General features: G+C 73.3%; 18 protein-coding genes. 7 read left to right on the plus strand and 11 right to left on the minus strand.

What is annotated here, in order from left to right; all coding sequences use genetic code 11:
- The first annotated feature begins 14 nt into the window (after window positions 1-14).
- Window positions 15-1,802: an NAD+ synthase gene (locus SM611_RS09295; protein WP_371948783.1), complete on the plus strand. Its 1,788-nt coding sequence runs from the start codon at window positions 15-17 to the stop codon at window positions 1,800-1,802.
- Between the two features lie 71 nt (window positions 1,803-1,873).
- Here SM611_RS09295 and SM611_RS09300 read toward each other — a convergent pair whose 3' ends face one another.
- From SM611_RS09300 to SM611_RS09310, 3 genes are all read right to left on the minus strand, one after another.
- Window positions 1,874-3,982 carry a SpoIIE family protein phosphatase gene (locus SM611_RS09300; protein ID WP_371948785.1) on the minus strand — a complete coding sequence of 703 codons (2,109 nt, stop codon included), beginning with the start codon at window positions 3,980-3,982 and terminating at the stop codon, window positions 1,874-1,876.
- A gap of 137 nt (window positions 3,983-4,119) precedes the next feature.
- Window positions 4,120-4,710: a TetR/AcrR family transcriptional regulator gene (locus SM611_RS09305; RefSeq protein ID WP_371948786.1), complete on the minus strand. Its 591-nt coding sequence runs from the start codon at window positions 4,708-4,710 to the stop codon at window positions 4,120-4,122.
- A 15-nt stretch (window positions 4,711-4,725) separates the two neighbouring features.
- Complete coding sequence (locus SM611_RS09310; RefSeq protein ID WP_371948787.1) at window positions 4,726-6,288, minus strand: MFS transporter; 1,563 nt, start codon at window positions 6,286-6,288, stop codon at window positions 4,726-4,728.
- A 148-nt stretch (window positions 6,289-6,436) separates the two neighbouring features.
- Between SM611_RS09310 and panB the strand changes: the two genes are divergently transcribed.
- Entirely contained in the window at window positions 6,437-7,288 is an 852-nt protein-coding gene (gene panB, locus SM611_RS09315) for a 3-methyl-2-oxobutanoate hydroxymethyltransferase (RefSeq protein WP_371948788.1), read from the plus strand.
- A 70-nt stretch (window positions 7,289-7,358) separates the two neighbouring features.
- Here panB and SM611_RS09320 read toward each other — a convergent pair whose 3' ends face one another.
- The 4 genes from SM611_RS09320 to npdG are packed head-to-tail and all read right to left on the minus strand — an operon-like array spanning window position 7,359 to window position 10,295.
- Complete coding sequence (locus SM611_RS09320) at window positions 7,359-8,087, minus strand: hypothetical protein (protein ID WP_371948789.1); 729 nt, start codon at window positions 8,085-8,087, stop codon at window positions 7,359-7,361.
- 4 nt (window positions 8,088-8,091) lie between these two features.
- Entirely contained in the window at window positions 8,092-8,421 is a 330-nt protein-coding gene (locus SM611_RS09325) for a hypothetical protein (protein ID WP_371948791.1), read from the minus strand.
- Window positions 8,422-8,453: 32 nt separating this feature from the next.
- Window positions 8,454-9,545: a potassium channel family protein gene (locus SM611_RS09330; protein WP_371948792.1), complete on the minus strand. Its 1,092-nt coding sequence runs from the start codon at window positions 9,543-9,545 to the stop codon at window positions 8,454-8,456.
- Between the two features lie 54 nt (window positions 9,546-9,599).
- Complete coding sequence (gene npdG / locus SM611_RS09335) at window positions 9,600-10,295, minus strand: NADPH-dependent F420 reductase (RefSeq protein ID WP_371948793.1); 696 nt, start codon at window positions 10,293-10,295, stop codon at window positions 9,600-9,602.
- Between the two features lie 91 nt (window positions 10,296-10,386).
- Here npdG and SM611_RS09340 point away from each other — a divergent pair, with 91 nt between their 5' ends.
- Window positions 10,387-10,983, plus strand: a complete 597-nt coding sequence (locus tag SM611_RS09340) for a hypothetical protein (protein ID WP_371948795.1) — start codon at window positions 10,387-10,389, stop codon at window positions 10,981-10,983.
- Window positions 10,984-11,007: 24 nt separating this feature from the next.
- On the opposite strand, the gene SM611_RS09345 is transcribed toward SM611_RS09340, so the two are convergent.
- Complete coding sequence (locus tag SM611_RS09345; RefSeq protein ID WP_371948797.1) at window positions 11,008-11,184, minus strand: hypothetical protein; 177 nt, start codon at window positions 11,182-11,184, stop codon at window positions 11,008-11,010.
- Window positions 11,185-11,252: 68 nt separating this feature from the next.
- Here SM611_RS09345 and map point away from each other — a divergent pair, with 68 nt between their 5' ends.
- From map to SM611_RS09365, 4 genes are all read left to right on the plus strand, one after another.
- A complete protein-coding gene (map, locus tag SM611_RS09350; RefSeq protein WP_371948798.1) occupies window positions 11,253-12,104 on the plus strand; it encodes a type I methionyl aminopeptidase in 852 nt (283 codons plus the stop codon).
- A 59-nt stretch (window positions 12,105-12,163) separates the two neighbouring features.
- Window positions 12,164-12,853, plus strand: coding sequence for a ComEA family DNA-binding protein (locus SM611_RS09355; RefSeq protein WP_371948799.1), 690 nt, complete (start codon window positions 12,164-12,166; stop codon window positions 12,851-12,853).
- A 19-nt stretch (window positions 12,854-12,872) separates the two neighbouring features.
- Window positions 12,873-13,883 carry a DNA polymerase ligase N-terminal domain-containing protein gene (locus SM611_RS09360; protein ID WP_371948801.1) on the plus strand — a complete coding sequence of 337 codons (1,011 nt, stop codon included), beginning with the start codon at window positions 12,873-12,875 and terminating at the stop codon, window positions 13,881-13,883.
- A 143-nt stretch (window positions 13,884-14,026) separates the two neighbouring features.
- Window positions 14,027-14,743 (plus strand): metal-dependent hydrolase, encoded by a 717-nt coding sequence (locus SM611_RS09365; RefSeq protein ID WP_371948803.1) that lies wholly within the window; start codon window positions 14,027-14,029, stop codon window positions 14,741-14,743.
- Here SM611_RS09365 and SM611_RS09370 read toward each other — a convergent pair whose 3' ends face one another.
- From SM611_RS09370 to SM611_RS09380, 3 genes are read right to left on the minus strand one after another with little or no spacing between them, the layout of a single operon-like run.
- On the minus strand, window positions 14,744-15,268 hold the full coding sequence (locus tag SM611_RS09370) for a hypothetical protein (protein WP_371948805.1): 525 nt from the start codon (window positions 15,266-15,268) through the stop codon (window positions 14,744-14,746). It lies immediately after the preceding gene.
- Window positions 15,265-16,734, minus strand: coding sequence for an ATP-binding protein (locus tag SM611_RS09375; RefSeq protein ID WP_371948806.1), 1,470 nt, complete (start codon window positions 16,732-16,734; stop codon window positions 15,265-15,267). The genes SM611_RS09370 and SM611_RS09375 overlap by 4 nt, the downstream gene beginning before the upstream one ends.
- Window positions 16,731-17,405, minus strand: a complete 675-nt coding sequence (locus SM611_RS09380; RefSeq protein WP_371948808.1) for a response regulator — start codon at window positions 17,403-17,405, stop codon at window positions 16,731-16,733. Before SM611_RS09380 ends, SM611_RS09375 begins: the two co-directional genes overlap by 4 nt.
- Between the last annotated feature and the right edge of the window lie 25 nt (window positions 17,406-17,430).

Here is a 17,430-nt window from a genome sequence, read left to right on the forward strand (position 1 = left end):
TCTACTCTGGGGGCGTGGCACAGCTCAGGATCGCGCTCGCGCAGGTGAACCCGACCGTCGGCGACCTCGACGGCAACGCCGACCTGATCGTGGAATGGAGCCGGCGCGCCGCCGACGCGGGCGCGCACCTGGTCGCCTTCCCCGAGATGATGCTGACCGGCTACCCGGTGGAGGACCTCGCGCTCCGCGCGTCCTTCGTCGAGGCGTGCCGGCGGGCCCTCGACCGGCTCGCCCGCCGGCTCGCCGAGGAGGGCCTCGGCGACCTGCCCGTCGTCACCGGCTACCTGGACCGGCGGTCCGTCGGCCTCGTCCGCTCCGGGCAGCCCGCCGGCGCGCCGCTGGACGCCGCCGCGTGGCTGCACGGCGGCGAGGTGGTGGTGCGCTCCGCCAAGCACCACCTGCCGAACTACGGCGTCTTCGACGAGTACCGCGTCTTCGTCCGCGGCGACCGGCTGCCGGTCGTCCGCGTCCACGGCGTCGACGTCGCGACCGTCATCTGCGAGGACCTCTGGCAGGACGGCGGCCCGGTCAGCGTCACCTCGGCGTCCGGCGCCGGGCTGCTGCTCGCCATCAACGCCTCGCCCTACGAGCGCAACAAGGACGACGTCCGCCTCGACCTGTGCGCCGAACGCGCCCGCGAGGCCGGCTGCGCCCTCGCCTACGTCAACATGGTCGGCGGCCAGGACGAGCTCGTCTTCGACGGCGACTCCGTCATCGTCGGCCCCGACGGCACGCCCCTCGCCCGCGCGCCCCAGTTCGTCGAGCACCTCCTCGTCGCCGACCTCGCGCTGCCCGCCGCCGCGCCCGCCGAACCCGGCCGCACGCCCGTCGACGCCCGGGACGGCACCACGATCACCATCGAGCGGCACCTCCTCACCCCCGACCCGCTGCCCGCCTACCCGGTGCTGCCGCAGAGCTCCGCCGAGCCCATGGACGACCTGGGCGAGATCTACGCGGCGCTCGTCCTCGGCACCCGCGACTACGTCCGCAAGAACGGCTTCCGCTCGGTCGTCCTCGGCCTGTCCGGCGGCATCGACTCCGCGCTCGTCGCCACCATCGCCTCGGACGCGATCGGCCCGGAGAACGTGCACGCCGTCCTGCTCCCCAGCCGCTACTCCTCGGAGGGCTCCGTCGTGGACGCCGAGGACCTCGTCAAGCGCCAGGGCGTCAACTCCCGCATCGTCCCCATCGCGGACATGGTGGACGCGTTCGAGAAGCACCTCGACCTGCACGGCCTCGCCGCCGAGAACCTCCAGGCCCGCATCCGCGCCAACGTCTGGATGGGCCTTTCCAACGAGCACGGCCACCTCGTGCTGACGGGCGGCAACAAGAGCGAGCTCGCCACCGGCTACTCCACCCTCTACGGCGACTCCGCCGGCGGCTTCGCCCCCATCAAGGACGTCTTCAAGCTCACCGTCTGGGAACTAGCCCGCTGGCGCAACGCCCAGGCGGGCGTCGACCTGCCGTTCCTGCACCCCTTCGGACAGGAGCCCATCCCGGAGGCGATCATCGTCAAGGAGCCGTCGGCCGAGCTGCGCCCCGACCAGCGCGACCGCGACACGCTCCCCGAGTACACCGTCCTCGACCCCGTCCTCGCCGACTACGTCGAACGCGACATGGGCCGCGAGTCCCTCATCGCCGCCGGACACGCCCCCGACCTCGTCGACCGCGCCATCCGCCTGGTCGACCTCGCCGAGTACAAGCGCCGCCAGTACCCCCCGGGCCCCAAGATCACCCCCAAGAACTTCGGCCGCGACCGCCGCCTCCCCATCACCAACGCCTGGCGCGAAAGAGAGAAGTAGCCCGGCCGCCCGCCCGGACCGGCCCTGCACAGAGCTGAGCGACGGGGGTTCCAGGGGGTCGCCCCCCTGGGCTAGCCCCTGTGGTGGCTTTCGCCCGGCCAGGCCTCCTCGGGCCAGGCGGGGACCTGCTCGGAGGCGTCGGGGTCGATGCCGGGGACGGTCTGCTCGCACCAGACGACCTTGCCGGCGGCGGTGCGGCGGCTGCCCCAGCGGTGGGCGAGCTGGCTGACGACGAGGAGGCCGCGGCCGTTCTCGTCGTCGTCCTCGGCGCGGCGCAGGCGGGGCAGCGCGGCGGAGCGGTCCAGCACCTCGCAGACGAGGGTGCGTTCCAGGAGGAGGCGCAGCTCGATGGGGCCGGGCGCGTAGCGGAGCGCGTTGGTGATGAGCTCCGAGGCCAGCAGCTCGGTGGTGTAGTCGAGTTCGTCGAGGCCCCATTCCGCGAGGCGGGAGCGGACGAGGCCGCGGGCGCGGCGGACGGCGGCCGGGTCGGCGGGCAGCGTCCAGGAGGCGTAGCGGTCCTCGGGGAGGCGGCGCAGCCGGGCGATGAGGACGGCGATGTCGTCGCGGTGCTCGTCGGCGTAGACGCCGGCGAGGGTCGCCTTGGCGAGCTCCTCCATGGGGCGGTCGACGGAGTCGGCGCCGAAGATGCGCTGGAGGCGGGCGAGGCCGTCGTCGATGTCGCGGCCCCGGTTCTCGACGAGGCCGTCGGTGTAGATGACGAAGAGGCTGCCGTCCTCGACGGTGAACTCGCGGCTCTCGATGGCGGCGCCGCCGGCGACGCCGAGCGGCGGGGCGGGCGGGACCTTGAGGTACTCGTTGCCGCCGGTCGGGTCGGCGAGCAGCGGCGGCAGGTGGCCGGCGGAGGCGATCTCGATCGTGCCGGTGGTCGCGTCGTACACGGCGTACACGCAGGTGGCGAAGTGCGGCTCCTGCTCACCGAGCTCGATCATCAGCTCGTGCATGACGTGCAGGGCCTCGGCGGGCGGCAGCTCCAGGTTCGCGAGGGTGTGCAGGGCGGTGCGGAGCCGTCCCATGGTGACGGCGGCGCGGACGCCGTGCCCGGCGACGTCGCCGACGATCAGGGCGACGCGGGCTCCGGGCAGCGCGATCGACTCGTACCAGTCGCCGCCGACCTCGACGAGTTTGCTGCCGGGCAGGTAGCGGTGCCGGACCTCGACCGAGGACGGCGCGGACAGCCGCATCGGCAGCAGGCTGCGCTGCAGCGCCAGCGCGGTCGCGCGCTCGCGGCTGAACAGCCGGGCGTTGTCGATGACGATCGCGGCGCGGGCGGCGAACTCCATGCCGATCTCGACGTCGTAGGCGTCGAACTTTCGGAACCCGGGGATGCGGGTGCAGGCGATGAAGCCGAGCAGGGTGTCGCGGGCGATCATCGGCAGCAGCACCATCGACACATCCGACAGCAGCTCGCCGGCCGGGCCGCGCCGCCACAGCCGGCCGATCTCGCCGGCCGCCTCCAGCGTGATGTGCGGCAAGTGGACGGGCCGGGCCGTCTCCATCACCTGCCGGTACGGGGTTCCTTCGGGGAACACGAGCACTTCGCCGACGGGGAACGTGGACGTCCAGGCCGGGTTGTTGTCGTCGGAGGTGACCGCGATGCGGCGCAGCACCGCCGAGCCGGACTCGCTGTGCACCTCGTCGGAGGCGACAAGGCTCTCCAGCACCAGCACGGACGCGGCGTTGCAGTAGTGCGGGACGACGACGTCGACGAGGCCGCGGGCGGACTGGTCGAGGTCGAGGGACGCGCCGAACCGGGTGAGCTGGTCGTCCATCAGCGCGCGGCGCATGAGGGCCGGGTCCTGGTAGCGCTCGCTGGGCGGCAGCTCGACCCGGACGAACAGCAGCGCGGCGGGCGCCGCGCCGGGTCCGCCGCCGACCATCGGCTGCACGGTGACGAGGGCGGAGGCCCCCTGCTCGCCGCGCAGGACGGTCATGACGCCGTTGCGCTCCTGGTCGCCGACCTCCAGGAGGACCTCCAGCTCGGCCTTGGCCTCCTCGCCCACCAGGTCGGTGGCCGGGCGGCCGATCAAATCCTCGGGGGCCCGGCCGAGGACGCCCCGGGCGTTCGGCCCGCACTGGACGATCCGCCTGGCCCCGTCGATGCCCAGGACCAGAGTCCTGGACGCCGAATCGGTGGCGGGCGCATCGCCTCGCGGCGCCATGACGGATCTCACCTGACGCGCTCCAGACAGCCGGTCGTCCTAGCACTACCCAGCGACAGTATGGGGCATGACACCGTCGCCAGGGGAGAAGATCACGCTTACCGTGCCGAAATCGCTTCGCTTCCGTCGTCCGCGCGTCATCGCGCGACCGTTCCGATGCCCCGCAGGAGGGTGTCGACGACGGCCTCGGCGTGCCCCTCGGGAATGGTCTCCTGCGGCCTCCGCGCCAGCAGCGAGCCGAGGAGCATCGACATCGCCACCTCCACGTCGAGGTCGGCGCGCAGCTCCCCGGTCTCGACCCCGCGCCGCAGCACCCGGCGGACGATGTCGCGGCGCGGCTCGATGATGTCGCGCTTGTAGCGGGCGTACAGCTCGGGGTACCTCTCGGCGCCGCCGGCGACGTTCCAGAAGCACCGGGAGTACCGGCGCTTGCGCTCGTCGGTCAGCGCCCGCGCCAGTTCGGCGAGGTCCTCCCGGACGGACGCGCCGGACGGCTCGGGCAGCGGCGCCTTCGCCGCGCCGAGCGCGTCCAGGATGAGCGCGTCCTTGCTGGGCCAGCGCCGGTAGATGGTGGTCTTGCCGACGCCCGCGCGGGCGGCGACCGCCTCGATCGACAGGCCCGCGAGCCCCGGCTCCTCGGCGAGGAGGTCGAGGGTCGCCTCGATGATGGCCTTGTCGGCGCGCTCACTGCGGGGCCGCCCGCCGTGCCGCCGGTCCGTCTCGCTCATGGCGTGTTCACGCTCTCACACCGCCGCCTTCTCCGGCCGCGGCGCGTCGTCTCCCGCGGCGGGGACGGACGGGGCGCGTCCCGGCATCCACTTCAGGACGACCAGCGCCCCGAGGAGGGCGATGACGGCGGCCGCGGCGGACGCGGTGTGCATGGCGTCGACGAACGCGGCGTCGGCGTGCGCGGCCAGCCGCTGCCCGGCGGCGCCCATCCGGGACGCGACGGCGTGCGCGCCCTCGATGGATTCGCCGGCGGCCTCCCGCGCACCCGCGGGCAGGGCGGTGAGGTCGCCGTCAAGGCCGCGGCGGTAGACGGAGGCGACGACGGAGCCCAGCACGGCCACGCCCATGGCGACGGCGACCTGCCGGGCGGTGTTGTTGATGGCCGACCCGGCGCCGGCCTTCTCGCGGGGCAGCGCCGACATGACCGACTCGGTGGCGGGCGGCATGACGTGGGCCATCCCGGTGCCCTGCACGAAGAAGATCACGCCGAGGATCCACATCGAGGTGTGGGTGCCGATGAACTGGTAGCTCGCCAGCGCGGCGGCGACCAGCAGCAGGCCGGTCGTGCAGACCGCCTTGGCGCCGAAGCGGCGGACCATCGCGGCGCTGCGCGGCGCGAACGCCAGCTGGGCGATCGCGAACGGCAGCACCATCGCGCCGGACTGCAGCGGGGTCAGCCCGCGCACCGACTGCATGTAGAAGTTGGCGAAGAAGAACACGCCGCTCGCGGCGAAGAAGCACAGGGCGATGGACGCGACGGCGGCCGACATCCGCGCGTCCTTGAACAGCCGGACGTCGAAGGCCGGGGACGAGCTGCGGGCTTCGTGCAGGACGAAAAGCGCGATGACGGCGGCGCCGGCGAGGATCGGGCCGAGCACGGGGAGCGCCAGCCAGTCCCCCTTCTCGCCGCCCTGGATGATCCCGTAGGACAGGACGACGAGGCCGATGACCGACAGCACGACGCCGACGGGGTCGAGCCGTCCGGGCTCGGGGTTGCGCGACTCGGGCACCAGGAACACCATGAGCGCGACGCCGACGGCGATGACCGGCACGTTGACGAAGAAGACCGAGCCCCACCAGAAGTGGGCGAGCAGGAGGCCGCCGGTGAGCGGGCCGATCGCGACGCCGAGGCCGACCGCGCCGGCCCAGATGCCGATGGCGCGGGCGCGCTCCTCGGGCTCGAACACGTTGGTGATGATCGACAGGGTCTGCGGCATGACCGCGGCGCCGCCGAGCCCCATCAGGGCGCGGGCGTAGATGAGCTGGTCCGGGGACTGCGCGTACGCCGACAGCAGCGAGGCGAGCGCGAACACCGCCATGCCGCCGATCAGCACGCGCTTGCGGCCGATCCGGTCGCCGATCACGCCGAAGGTGAACAGCAGGCCGGCGAAGACCAGCGTGTAGGAGTTGATCGACCATTCGAGCTGGCTCTGCGTGGCGCCGAGCCCCTTCTCCGGGTCGGCGATGGTCTTGAGCGCGACGTTGAGGATGGTGTTGTCGAGCACCACCACCAGGAGGCTCATGGTCAGCACGCCGAGGACGTACCACCGGCGCCGCTGGATCGTCTGGGGGTCCATGCCGATACGCAACGGTATCGTTTCGGAACTTGTTCCCGGTCCGGCCGAAATCGGGGAATCGCCGGGGGTACCCGAATCGTTTTCGAAGTGGCACCATCGGTTCCGTCTGGGTACGCCACCGTGGCGCCTCAAGACCGGAGGTTCTCGCATGTCTTCTTCTGTCGCACCCCCAGCGCAGCCGACCGCACTGTACGGCGGTACGAGCGGGCGAAGGGTGACCGTACGCGACATCGCCGCCGCCAAGGAGCGGCACGAGAAGTGGCCCATGCTCACCGCGTACGACGCGCAGACCGCGCGCGTCTTCGACGCGGCAGGCATCCCGGTGCTGCTCGTCGGCGACTCCGCCGCGATGGTCGTCTACGGCTACGAGTCCACCATCCCCGTCACCGTGGACGAGCTGATCCCGCTGACCGCGGCCGTCGTGCGCGGCTCCAAGCGCGCCATGGTCGTCGCGGACCTGCCGTTCGGCTCCTACCAGACGGGCGTCGGCGAGGCGCTGACGACCGCCACCCGCTTCATGAAGGAGGCGGGCGCGCACGCGATCAAGCTGGAGGGCGGCCGCCGGGTGATCCCGCAGGTCGAGGGACTGGTCGCGGCCGGCATCCCGGTCATGGGGCACCTCGGCCTCACCCCGCAGTCGGTGAACGTCTTCGGCGGCTACCGGGTGCAGGGCCGCGGCCAGGACGGCGACGAGCTGATGGCGGACGCCAAGGCGCTGGAGGCCGCGGGCGCGTTCGCCGTCGTCCTCGAGTGCGTCCCCGCGGACCTCGCCGCCCGCGTCACCTCCTCGCTGTCGATCCCGACGATCGGCATCGGCGGCGGCAGCGGCACCGACGCGCAGGTGCTCGTCTGGCAGGACATGGCGGGCCTCACCCCGCACACCGCCAAGTTCGTCAAGAAGTTCGCCGACCTCGACACGCTGCTCGGCGACGCCGCCCGCGGCTACGCCGAGGAGGTCGTCGGCGGCGTCTTCCCCGGCCCCGAGCACGCCTACCACTAGGCCCGCACCCCACTAGGCCCGCACCCGCTAGGCCCGCAACTGCCTGGCCTGGAGCGGCCCGGTCGCGCCCCTACTCGTCGGGGTTCGACCGGGCCGCTTCCGCATGGGGCTCCAGGACCCGGCCGTCGCGGGGCGGGGGGACGGGACGCGGTTCCGGGTCGTCCATCATGATCTCGGCGCGCAGCGTGTCGACGGCGGAGCGCAGGACGTCGGGCCCGGCGACGTTCATCAGCAGCAGGCCCAGGTTGAGGGCCATCTGCCCGTCGGTCATCTCGCTGCCGGCCAGGGCGTCCACGGCGGTGCGCAGGTCGGCCTGGTCCTCGGCGGACACGTTCTGCAGCAGCCCCAGGCAGTACGTCGGCAGCGCCAGCCGCGCCTTGGCGAACGAGACGCCCCGCATGATCTCGCCGGCCTCGTGCGCGCGGGTCTTGGCCTGCATCCGGTCGACGCCGCGGTCGGCGGCGGCGAGCAGCGAGGTCAGCAGCGTGCTCGGCCCGACCGCGACGTCCTCGTCGCCGACCCGGACGGTGAACACCGCGCTGCGGAACACCATCATCGAGCCGAGGCTCGCGACCAGCACCTGCGTCGCCGAGGCGACGTCCGGCGACCGGACGCCGAACCGCCAGCCGAAGGTGTGCAGGAGCAGCAGCGAGCCGGCCCCCGCTCCCCCGTTGATCAGCACGTACGCCCAGGTGCTCGGCACCCGGACCAGCGTGGTGGGCCGGTCCCGGTACCGGCTGACGAGCTCGGCGATGCCGACGAGGCAGCTCAGCGAGACGGCGACGGCGTATCCGAGCACCCGCTCACCCCTCGGTCAGCCGGACGACCTCGTCGATCTCGCGTTCCACGGCGACCAGGCCGCGCTCGCGCAGGACGTCCACGGCGTCGGCGACCTCCAGCAGCCCGAGCCGGGTCGCGTGGTGGATCTGCTCCAGCGACAGCGGGCCGTTCGCCGCCCTCAGCTGCGCCAGCACCCGCCGGCACGCGTCGTCGGCGCCGGCCGCGGCGGGACGGGCCTCCGCGTCCCGGGGCCCGGCGGCGGGCGCCGCGCCGGGCGCCCGGCGCGTCCCGGCGTCCCGCCCGGGAGGCGCCAGGAAGGCGCTCCACGGGTCCGCCGAACGGTTCTCTCGCATGTCCACCTGCCTGTAGCCACCCCGATGATATGTCACTGTTCGGACGCGGCGGAGGCTCCGTCCGCTCCCTCCCGTTCGGCGGGGGCGCCGCGCGGGCGCGGCGAGGAACGCGCCACGATCAGCCGGTCGCCGGGTTCGAGGACGGTGCACCGGGGGTGGTCGAACGGCAGCGTGCGGCCGTCCCGGACGACCGCGAGGGCCGGCTCGCGCACCTGCGACAGCGGCCCGCCGACCTCGTCCGGGCGCACCTCGCGCGACACCAGGTCGAGACCGCTGCCCTGGTCGAGGAGGTCCTCGATGACCTCGCTGACGCTCGGCTGGCTGGTGGACATGCCGAGCAGCCGGCCCGCCGCCTCCGACGACGTCACGACGTGGTCGGCGCCCGACTGCCGCAGCAGCGGGACGTTCTCCGACTCGCGCACCGACGCCTGGATCCCGGCATGGGGGTTCAGCTGCCGCGCGGTCAGGGTGATCAGCACGGCGGTGTCGTCGCGGGCGCTCGCCACCACGATCTCCCGCGCCCGCTGCACCGCCGCCTGCTTCAGCACCGAGCTGCGGGTCGCGTCCCCGGCGATGCTCACGAATCCGGCCTCCGCCGCCTCGGCCACGACCCGGGGGTCGGGGTCCACGACGACGATCGAGCCGCGGTCGACGCCGGTGCTCAGCAGGGTCTTGATGGCGCTGCGGCCCTTCGTGCCGTAGCCCGCCACCACGATGTGGTCGCGCACGCGTGCCCTCCAGCGTGACTTGCGCCAGTCCTCGCGGGTGCGTTCCGCGAGGACCTCCAGGGTCGTGCCCACGAGGACGATGAGGAACAGAACCCGCACGGGCGTGATGAAGACGATGTTGACGAGGCGGGCGGTGTCCCCCACCGGGGTGATGTCGCCGTAGCCGGTGGTGGAGACGGTCACCGTCGCGTAGTAGAAGGCGTCCAGCAGCGACAGCCTGCCGTCGCCGGTGTCGCGGTAGCCGCCGCGGTCGGCGTAGACGACGGCCACCACGGCGAACAGCAGCAGCAGCGCGACCCCGACCCGCTTGGCGACCGCGCGCAGCGGCCCCTGCTGGGCGGAGGGCAGCAGCACGAGCGGGCGCCGCGCCGCCTCCGTGTCATTCCAACTCGGCACCGCACCGAGCTTAACGATCAGAACGCCCGTCCGGGACCGGTCGGCCTCCCCGGCTCAGACGTCGGTGATGCGGAGGCCGGCGTGGGCCTTGTAGCGGCGGTTCATGGAGATGAGGTTGGCGGTGAACGCCTCGACCTGGTGGGCGTTGTGCAGCCGGCCGCCGTAGACGCCGCGCATGCCGGGGATCCGGCCGGCGAGGGCCTGGACGATGTCGGTGGCCTCGCGGTCGCCGCCGAGGACGAGGACGTCCAGCTCCATCTCGTCAACGCCGGGGTCGAGCAGCAGCTTGGCGGAGACGTGGTGGAACGCGGCGACGACGCGGCTGTCGGGCAGGACGGCGGCGGCCTGCTCGGCGGCGCTGCCCTCCTCGACCGGCAGCGCGAACGCGCCCTTGCCCTTCTCGAAGCCGAGGGGGTTCACGCAGTCCACGACGATCTTGCCGGCCAGCTCGGCGCGCAGCGACTCCAGCGTGGCCTTGTGGCCGTCCCACGGGACCGCGACGATCACCACGTCGGACCGCCCGGCCGCGACCGGGTTCTCGGCGCCCGAGACCGGCAGGCCCGCGCCCAGGTCGTCGGCGGCGGCCTGGGCGCGCTCGGCCTTGCGCGACCCGATCGTCACCTGGTGCCCGGCGAGCGCGAACCGGCGCGCGAGGCCCTTGCCCTGGTCGCCGGTGCCGCCGAGGATGCCGATCGACAGCCCGCTGACGTCGGGGAGGTCGTAGGGGGTCTTCTGCTGCTGCTCAGTCATGCGGCCGAGTCTGCCAAACCCGCCACGGGGTGCTTCCCCCCGGGCTCCCGCATCGCGAAAAGCGCCTGACCGGGCTGCCCGGTGCGGCACCATGGTGCCCGTGGACGCCGAGCAGATCACCATGTTGCGCGAGGTCCTGTCGACGACGGGCTGGCTGGAGCGGACCGGCGAGTTCGGCCGCGCGCTGCGGGTCACGTCCCGCACCCCGGGCGGTCTGCTGCTGGTCGGCACGCCCGGCGGCGACCCGTGGCACCTGGCGGCGCACCTGGACGACGAGAGCCGGCTCGGCGACGTCCCCGGTCTCGCGCCGACGCTGGTGCGCTGGGCGCCGCCCGCGGACGCGCCCGCGCACCTGCGGGTCGGGCTGGAGCGGCTGGAGGCGGCGCGGCGCGGCGAGACGCTGTTCGTCGTCGCCGAGGAGGACGCGCCCGTCCCGCTGCTGGAGCGGGTGGACGACGCGCGCCGCACCGGTGCGACGATCCTCGCGCTGGAGGGCGGCGACCGCGAGCTGCGCGGCCTCGCCCACGAGGCGCTGACCGTCCCGCCGGACGAGGCGCTCATGTCGTTCGACGGCGCGCAGCACCTCGTCAGCGCGGCGGCCGGCCAGGAGCCGGCGCGGACCCCGCGCGGGATCCGGCACCGGCTCGCCCGGCTCCTCGACGCGGTCTCCGGACCCGTCGTCGACTAGCGCCCGGGGGCCGGTCTGGTTGTTCTAGTCCTCGTTCTGCTTGCGCCACGCCTCGTTGCGTTCGCGGGCGAGCGCGAGGGCGTTCGCGGCCTCGCCCTCGGACGCGTACGGGCCCATCCGGTCCTTGCCAGGGCAGCCGGCCCCGTGCTCGACCTTCATGTGCTTCAGGCAGAACCACCAGTCACCGTCGTCACCGGCCATCGGCGCTCCTCTCGATCGGGCTCGGACGGGATTCGTTGCCCCGATCCCGCTGACTACACTCCATCACTATGACGACCCAGCTTCTCCGGCCCGGCAACGTTTCGCCGATGCGCAAGGTCCCGTCGAGCATCCCGCGCCCGGAGTACGTGGGGAAGAAGCGCCCGCGGACCGGCGAGCCCGACGTCAAGACGCCCGAGATCATCGAGAAGATGCGGGTGGCCGGGAAGATCGCCGCGCAGGCCCTGCGGGAGGTCGGCGAGCACGTCCGGCCCGGGATCACCACCGACGAGCTGGACGTCATCGGGCACGAGTTCCTGCTCGACCACGGCGCCTACCCGTCCACGCTGGGCTACCGGGGGTACCCCAAGTCGCTGTGCACCTCGATCAACGAGGTGATCTGCCACGGCATCCCGGACGACACGGTCCTGCGCGACGGCGACATCGTCAACGTCGACATCACGGCGTTCATCGACGGCGTGCACGGCGACACCGACGCGACGTTCCTGTGCGGCGACGTCGACGAGGAGTCGCGGCTGCTGGTGGAGCGCACGCACGAGGCGGCCATGCGCGGCATCCGGGCGGTGAAGCCGGGGCGGGCGCTGAACGTGATCGGGCGGGTCATCGAGTCGTACGCCAAGCGGTTCGGGTACGGGGTCGTCCGCGACTTCACCGGGCACGGGATCGGGACGACGTTCCACTCCGGCCTGGTCGTGCCGCACTACGACGACCCGGCCGCCACGACGATCATTGAGCCGGGGATGACGTTCACCGTCGAGCCGATGCTGACGCTGGGCACCTACGAGTACGACATGTGGGCCGACGGCTGGACGGTGGTCACCAAGGACCGCAAGCGCACGGCGCAGTTCGAGCACACGCTGCTGGTGACCGACGACGGCCATGAAATCCTCACCCTGCCGTGACATTCCTGTTGATCTAGAGTCCGATTCGCCCCCTTAGCCGGCCGGGAGACTCTCTAGAGATGAACGCCCCAGCGCCGTACGAGCCGCGGGTTCCGTCCGACAGCATGCCGCCGGGGAGAGCCGCGCTGAGCGTGACGTGGGCGGCGCTGCCGTTCCTGACCCTCGGCTACGCGACGCCCTTCACCTTCGCGGCGGCGGCGCTGTGGCGGCGCAGCCTGCACCTGATGGTGTCCACGGCGGCCTACCTCGGCGTGTTCGCGCTCGCGATGTTCCTGCTCCCGGACATCGGCAAGGACGACGGCACCGAGCGGACGGTCGGCGTGCTGCTGTTCGTCCTCGCCGTGGTGGGCTGCGGGCACGCGTTCCTGATCCGGCGCAGGGTGTTCGACCCGCACGGGCTGTCGGCGGTCGACAACGAGGCCGTGGTGGAGCGGGTCAAGCGGCGGCGGCTGCTGCGGGAGAAGGCGCGCGAGCTGGCCGCGGCCGACCCGGGCCTCGCCAAGGAGCTGCGGATCGGGCGCCCCGACCTGCCGCGCCAGTACAACGACGGCGGGCTCGTCGACGTCAACCACGCGCCGGCGGAGGCGCTGACGCTGCTGCCCGGCGTCACCCCGGAGCTGGCGGCGAAGATCGAGCGGGTCCGGGGGGAGGCGGGCGGGTTCATGTCGGCCGAGGAGCTGTCCGCCGTCGCGGGGCTGCCGCCGTCCCTGACGGGCGACCTCGCCGACTACGCCGTCTTCATCCGCTGATCGCGGGTATGCACCGGGGGTGACCCCCGAGAAGCGGAAGGACGGCGGCGACCGGCTCGCCGAGTACCGGGGCCGGCGCGACCCCGGGAGGACGCCGGAGCCCGTCCCGGAGGAGAAGGCCCTGCCGCACGGCGACGACACGTTCGTCGTCCAGGAGCACCACGCGACCAGCCTGCACTGGGACCTGCGGCTCGAACGCGACGGCGTGCTCGTGTCGTGGGCCGTCCCGAAGGGCCTGCCGTGGAGCCCGGACACGAACCACCTCGCCGTCCACACCGAGGACCATCCGCTGGAGTACGCGACGTTCGAGGGCGAGATCCCGCGCGGCGAGTACGGCGCCGGGACGATGACCATCTGGGACCGCGGGACGTACGAGACGGAGAAGTGGTCCGAGCGCGAGGTGAAGGTCGTCATCCACGGCGCGCGGGTGTCGGGCCGGTACGTGCTGTTCAGGACCCGCGGCAGGAACTGGATGATCCACCGGATGGACCCGCCGGCCGACCCGGACGCCGAGCCGCTGCCGCAGTCGCTGCGCCCGATGCGCCCGGTGGAGAGGGCCCGCCTCCCCCGCGGCCAGGACGCGTGGGGGTTCGAGTTCGCGTGGGGCGGCAAGCGGACGGCCGCCTACGTCGAGGGCGGCCGGACCCGGTTCACCGACGCCCGGGGCCGCGCCGTGGACGGCCCCGGCGGGCTCGGCTCCCGGCTCGGCGCCGAGCTGGGCGTCCGGCCCGCGCTGCTGGACGGGGAGCTGGCCGTCCTGGACGGCCGCGAGACCTACATGGTCTACGACCTGCTGCATCTGGACGGGCATCCGCTGCTGGACGTCCCGTACCGGGAGCGGCGGGAGCGGCTCGACGGCCTCGCCCTGTCGGGGCCGCTGTGGCAGACGGCTCCCTGGTTCCCCGGCGAGGGCGGCGCCGTCCTGGACGCGGCCCGCGCCCAGGGCCTTCCGGGCGTCGTCGCCAAGCGCCTGGACTCCCCGTACGAGCCGGGCGAGGAGTCCGGCGCCTGGCGGTTCGTCCCGTCCTGACCCTGGAACCGGAACGCACCGACCCGCATCAAAGGGACGTAGCACCCGCTACGGCGCGTCGCCACTGAAAACGATCAGGAGCGGATTAGAGTCCCGCCCTGAGTACGGGCGGTGGACGCGCTGGAAGGCGGGGGATCGGCATCATGATGGGCAAGACGCATGCCCTGAGCGGCGCGCTGGCGTGGCTGGCCGCCGTCCCGGTGCTCGGGTACGAGCGGCTGCTCGGCGAGCACGCGGTGTCGCTGTCGGTGGAGCAGGTCGGCGCCGGCGCCGTGGTGTGCGCGGGGGCGGCGATCCTGCCGGACATCGACCACCACAACGGCCGCATCGCCAACACGTTCGGCCCGATCACGCACCACATGTGCAAGTGGATCGGGAAGGTCTCCGGCGGGCACCGGCAGGCGACCCACTCGATCCTGTTCGCGGTCGGGGTCGGCTGGGCGATGGACACCCTCGCCACCCACTACGTCTACGCCTGGTGGGCCTGCCTCTTCATGATCGTCGGCCTGGGGCTGCGCGGCGTCGGGCTGGACTTCGAGGGCAAGGAGCCCCAGTCCGCGCTCGCCGACTGCGCGCTCGCCCTCATCGCCGTCTGGCTCATGCACAAGATCGACATGAGCTTCGTCGGGTTCGCGGTCACCCTGGGCTGCCTCGCGCACGTCGCCGGCGACTGCCTGACACCGAGAGGCTGCCCGGTGTTCTGGCCGCTGCCCTGGCGGATCGACGTCCCGGTCATCCCGAGGACGGACGGCAAGGTGGAGCGCTGGGTCGTGATGCCCGTCCTGACCCTCGGCATCGCCGTCCTCGCCGTCCGCTCGGTGCTCGGCGACTTCAGCGCCCAGTGGCTCACCCGGAACTGATCATTCGAGCAGATCCGCGAACTGGTCGCAGGTCAGCGTCTCCAAACTGGTCTCGGTCGCGTTCAGGGCGCTCAAGAGGTTGACGCTCTGGATGCCCGGGATGGCCTGCGCGGTGCACGCGATCTGGGCCTTGGCGATCCGCGACCAGTTCTTCGGCACGTTCCGCCGCCCGGCGGATCTGACGACCATCTGGGGGTGATGTCCGACCGGGCCGGTCATGTTGACGACCTTGTACGCGTCGAGCGGTCCGTGGACCTCGGTGCGCAGCCCGATCGCGCGCTCCTGCCCGGTCGGCGGCACGGTCAGCTGCCCGATCGCCAGGTTCGGCTGCCCGGGCAGGCCGGGCCGCGTCACCGGCAGCAGCCTGTGGCCCCGCACGAGGTAGACGGTGATCGTGTCGGCGTGCGCCTGCGCGGCCGGGCCCGTCCCCGCGCTGATGATCCCGGTGGGGCGGATCCCGCAGCCGGCCAGGACGGCGCACGCCGCGACCGCCGGCAGCGCGCGCGTCCACCGCGGCCGTCTCATGGGCACTCCTCTCCTTCCCCGTCGGGCAGCCACAGGGTGAAGACCGCGCCGCCCTCCGGCCCGTTGGCGGCCTCCAGCGTGCCGCCGTGCAGCAGGGCGTTCTCCTTGGCGATGGACAGGCCGAGGCCGCTTCCCTCGCTGCGGGAGCGCGCCGCCTCCGCCTTGACGAACCGGTCGAAGACCACGGAGACCACCTCGTCGGGAAGGCCGGGTCCGCGGTCGGCGACCACGACGCGGACCCCGCCCGCGTCCTCGCGCTCCGGCCGGCCGAAGCGCAGCGAGACGGGCGGGCGCCCGTGCTTGAGGGCGTTCCCGGCCAGGTTGGCGACGATGATGTCGAACCGCCGGGGGTCCAGCCGGACGAACAGGTCCGCGGGGCCCTCCACCGCCACCTCGCCGAGCCAGCCGCGCGCCTCCAGGGTGGCGCCGACCGCGTCGGCGACGTTCACGTCGTCCAGGACGAGGGCGGCGGCGCCCGCGTCGAACCGGCTGATCTCGATGAGGTGCTCCACGAGCGTGCCGAGCCGCCGGGTCTCGTCGGCGACGAGCCGGGCGGCGACGTCGCCGCCCTCGCCGCCCTCGCCGGACTCGGCGGCCTCCTCGGCCAGCACGTCCGTCATCGCGATCATCGAGGTCAACGGCGTGCGCAGCTCGTGGGAGACGTCGGCGACGAACCGGCGGGACGCGGCCTCCATCGCGCGCAACTCGGTCACCGTCCGCTCCAGCGCCTGCGCGGTCCGGTTGAAGGTGGCGGCGAGGTCGGCCAGCTCGTCGCGGCCCCGCACCCGGACGCGGGTGTCCAGCCTCCCCTCGCCGAGCGCGCGGGCGGCGGCGCCGAGGCGGCGCACCGGGCGCAGCACGCCCCGGGTGGCCAGCAGCGCGAGCCCGAGCGCCGCCGCCAGCGCGGCGGCGTCCGCGCTCAGCAGGGTGCGGGTGAACAACCTCAGGTCGGCGTCCTCCCGGCGCAGGCTCGCGGAGACGAACACCATCGGCGGCGTCGTGCGCCACGGCTCTTCCCCCGTGGTCACGTAACGGGTGGCGCGGCCGCCCACGAGCAGGTAGGGCGTACCGTGCCGGCTGACGCGCTGGAAGACCAGGTTGTCCATCGCCCGCCGGGCGAACTCGCGGGTCACGGGGACGTCCAGCGCTCCCGGCGCCGGGAGGCCGCTCTCGCCGCGCAGCGGCACGGGCACCGCCACCGCCTTGCGCCCCTCGGCCGAGCCGAGCGCGTCCACCAAGGCCGCGCCGACCAGCGGGACCACGTCGGGCGGCAGATTGGGCGGGATCCGCTGGGCCAGGGCGGTGCGCACCTCGGTGAGCACCGCGTCCTGGGCGCGCTGCAGCATCACCCGCCGCAGCAGCACGTAGGAGATGCCGGAGGCGAGCACGGACGCGAGCAGCGCGACCGCGGTGAACGCGGCCGCGAGCCGCACCCGCAGCCCGGTGAACCAGCGGCGGTGCGTCACGGCGCCGTGAACCGGTAGCCGAAGCCCCGGACGGTCTCGATCAGCCGCGGCTCGGCCGGCTCGTCCTCGATCTTGGCCCGGACGCGCTGGACGCAGGCGTCCACCAGCCTGGAGTCGCCCGAATAGGCGTGCTCCCAGACCTCGGCCAGCAGATGTTGGCGGGTGAGCGCCTGGCCGGGGCGCCGGGTCAGTTCCAGCAGGAGCCGCAGCTCGGTCGGGGTGAGGCGAAGGTCGGTTCCGGCCTTGGTGACCTTCAGCGAGGTCCGGTCGATGACGAGGTCGCCGTAGACGGAGCGGTCGACGCGGGTCTGGTCGGCTCGGCGGAGGACGGCGCGGATGCGGGCGTCCAGGACGCGGGGCTCGACGGGCTTCACCACGTAGTCGTCGGCGCCGGCCTCCAGGCCGAGGACGATGTCGAGGTCGTCGCCCCGCGCGGTCAGCAGGATCACCGGCAGCGAGTCCTCCCGGCGGATGCGTCGGCACACCTCGATCCCGTCGATGCCGGGCAGCATCACGTCCAGGATCGCGATCTCGGGACGCCGCGCCCGCAGCGCCGCCAGCCCGTCCTCGCCGGTGGCCCGGGACGTCACGCCGTGTCCCTGGCGGGTCAGCGCCAGCTCCAGGGCGGCCCGCGCGGACGGATCGTCCTCGATGAACAGAATGCTCGCCACCCGCACATTATCGGTGGCCGACGAT

This window comes from Actinomadura monticuli (assembly GCF_041463655.1).
Classification (GTDB): Bacteria; Actinomycetota; Actinomycetes; order Streptosporangiales; family Streptosporangiaceae; genus Spirillospora; species Spirillospora monticuli.

Excerpts from the sequence above, each read along its gene's own strand:
- SM611_RS09300 (WP_371948785.1), bottom strand. The coding sequence starts at position 3,982 with ATGGCGCCGCGAGGCGATGCGCCCGCCACCGATTCGGCGTCCAGGACT.
- SM611_RS09305 (WP_371948786.1), bottom strand. The coding sequence starts at position 4,710 with ATGAGCGAGACGGACCGGCGGCACGGCGGGCGGCCCCGCAGTGAGCGC.
- SM611_RS09310 (WP_371948787.1), bottom strand. The coding sequence starts at position 6,288 with ATGGACCCCCAGACGATCCAGCGGCGCCGGTGGTACGTCCTCGGCGTG.
- panB (WP_371948788.1), top strand. The coding sequence starts at position 6,437 with ATGTCTTCTTCTGTCGCACCCCCAGCGCAGCCGACCGCACTGTACGGC.
- SM611_RS09325 (WP_371948791.1), bottom strand. The coding sequence starts at position 8,421 with ATGCGAGAGAACCGTTCGGCGGACCCGTGGAGCGCCTTCCTGGCGCCT.
- npdG (WP_371948793.1), bottom strand. The coding sequence starts at position 10,295 with ATGACTGAGCAGCAGCAGAAGACCCCCTACGACCTCCCCGACGTCAGC.
- SM611_RS09340 (WP_371948795.1), top strand. The coding sequence starts at position 10,387 with ATGGTGCCCGTGGACGCCGAGCAGATCACCATGTTGCGCGAGGTCCTG.
- SM611_RS09345 (WP_371948797.1), bottom strand. The coding sequence starts at position 11,184 with ATGGCCGGTGACGACGGTGACTGGTGGTTCTGCCTGAAGCACATGAAG.
- map (WP_371948798.1), top strand. The coding sequence starts at position 11,253 with ATGACGACCCAGCTTCTCCGGCCCGGCAACGTTTCGCCGATGCGCAAG.
- SM611_RS09355 (WP_371948799.1), top strand. The coding sequence starts at position 12,164 with ATGAACGCCCCAGCGCCGTACGAGCCGCGGGTTCCGTCCGACAGCATG.
- SM611_RS09365 (WP_371948803.1), top strand. The coding sequence starts at position 14,027 with ATGATGGGCAAGACGCATGCCCTGAGCGGCGCGCTGGCGTGGCTGGCC.
- SM611_RS09370 (WP_371948805.1), bottom strand. The coding sequence starts at position 15,268 with ATGAGACGGCCGCGGTGGACGCGCGCGCTGCCGGCGGTCGCGGCGTGC.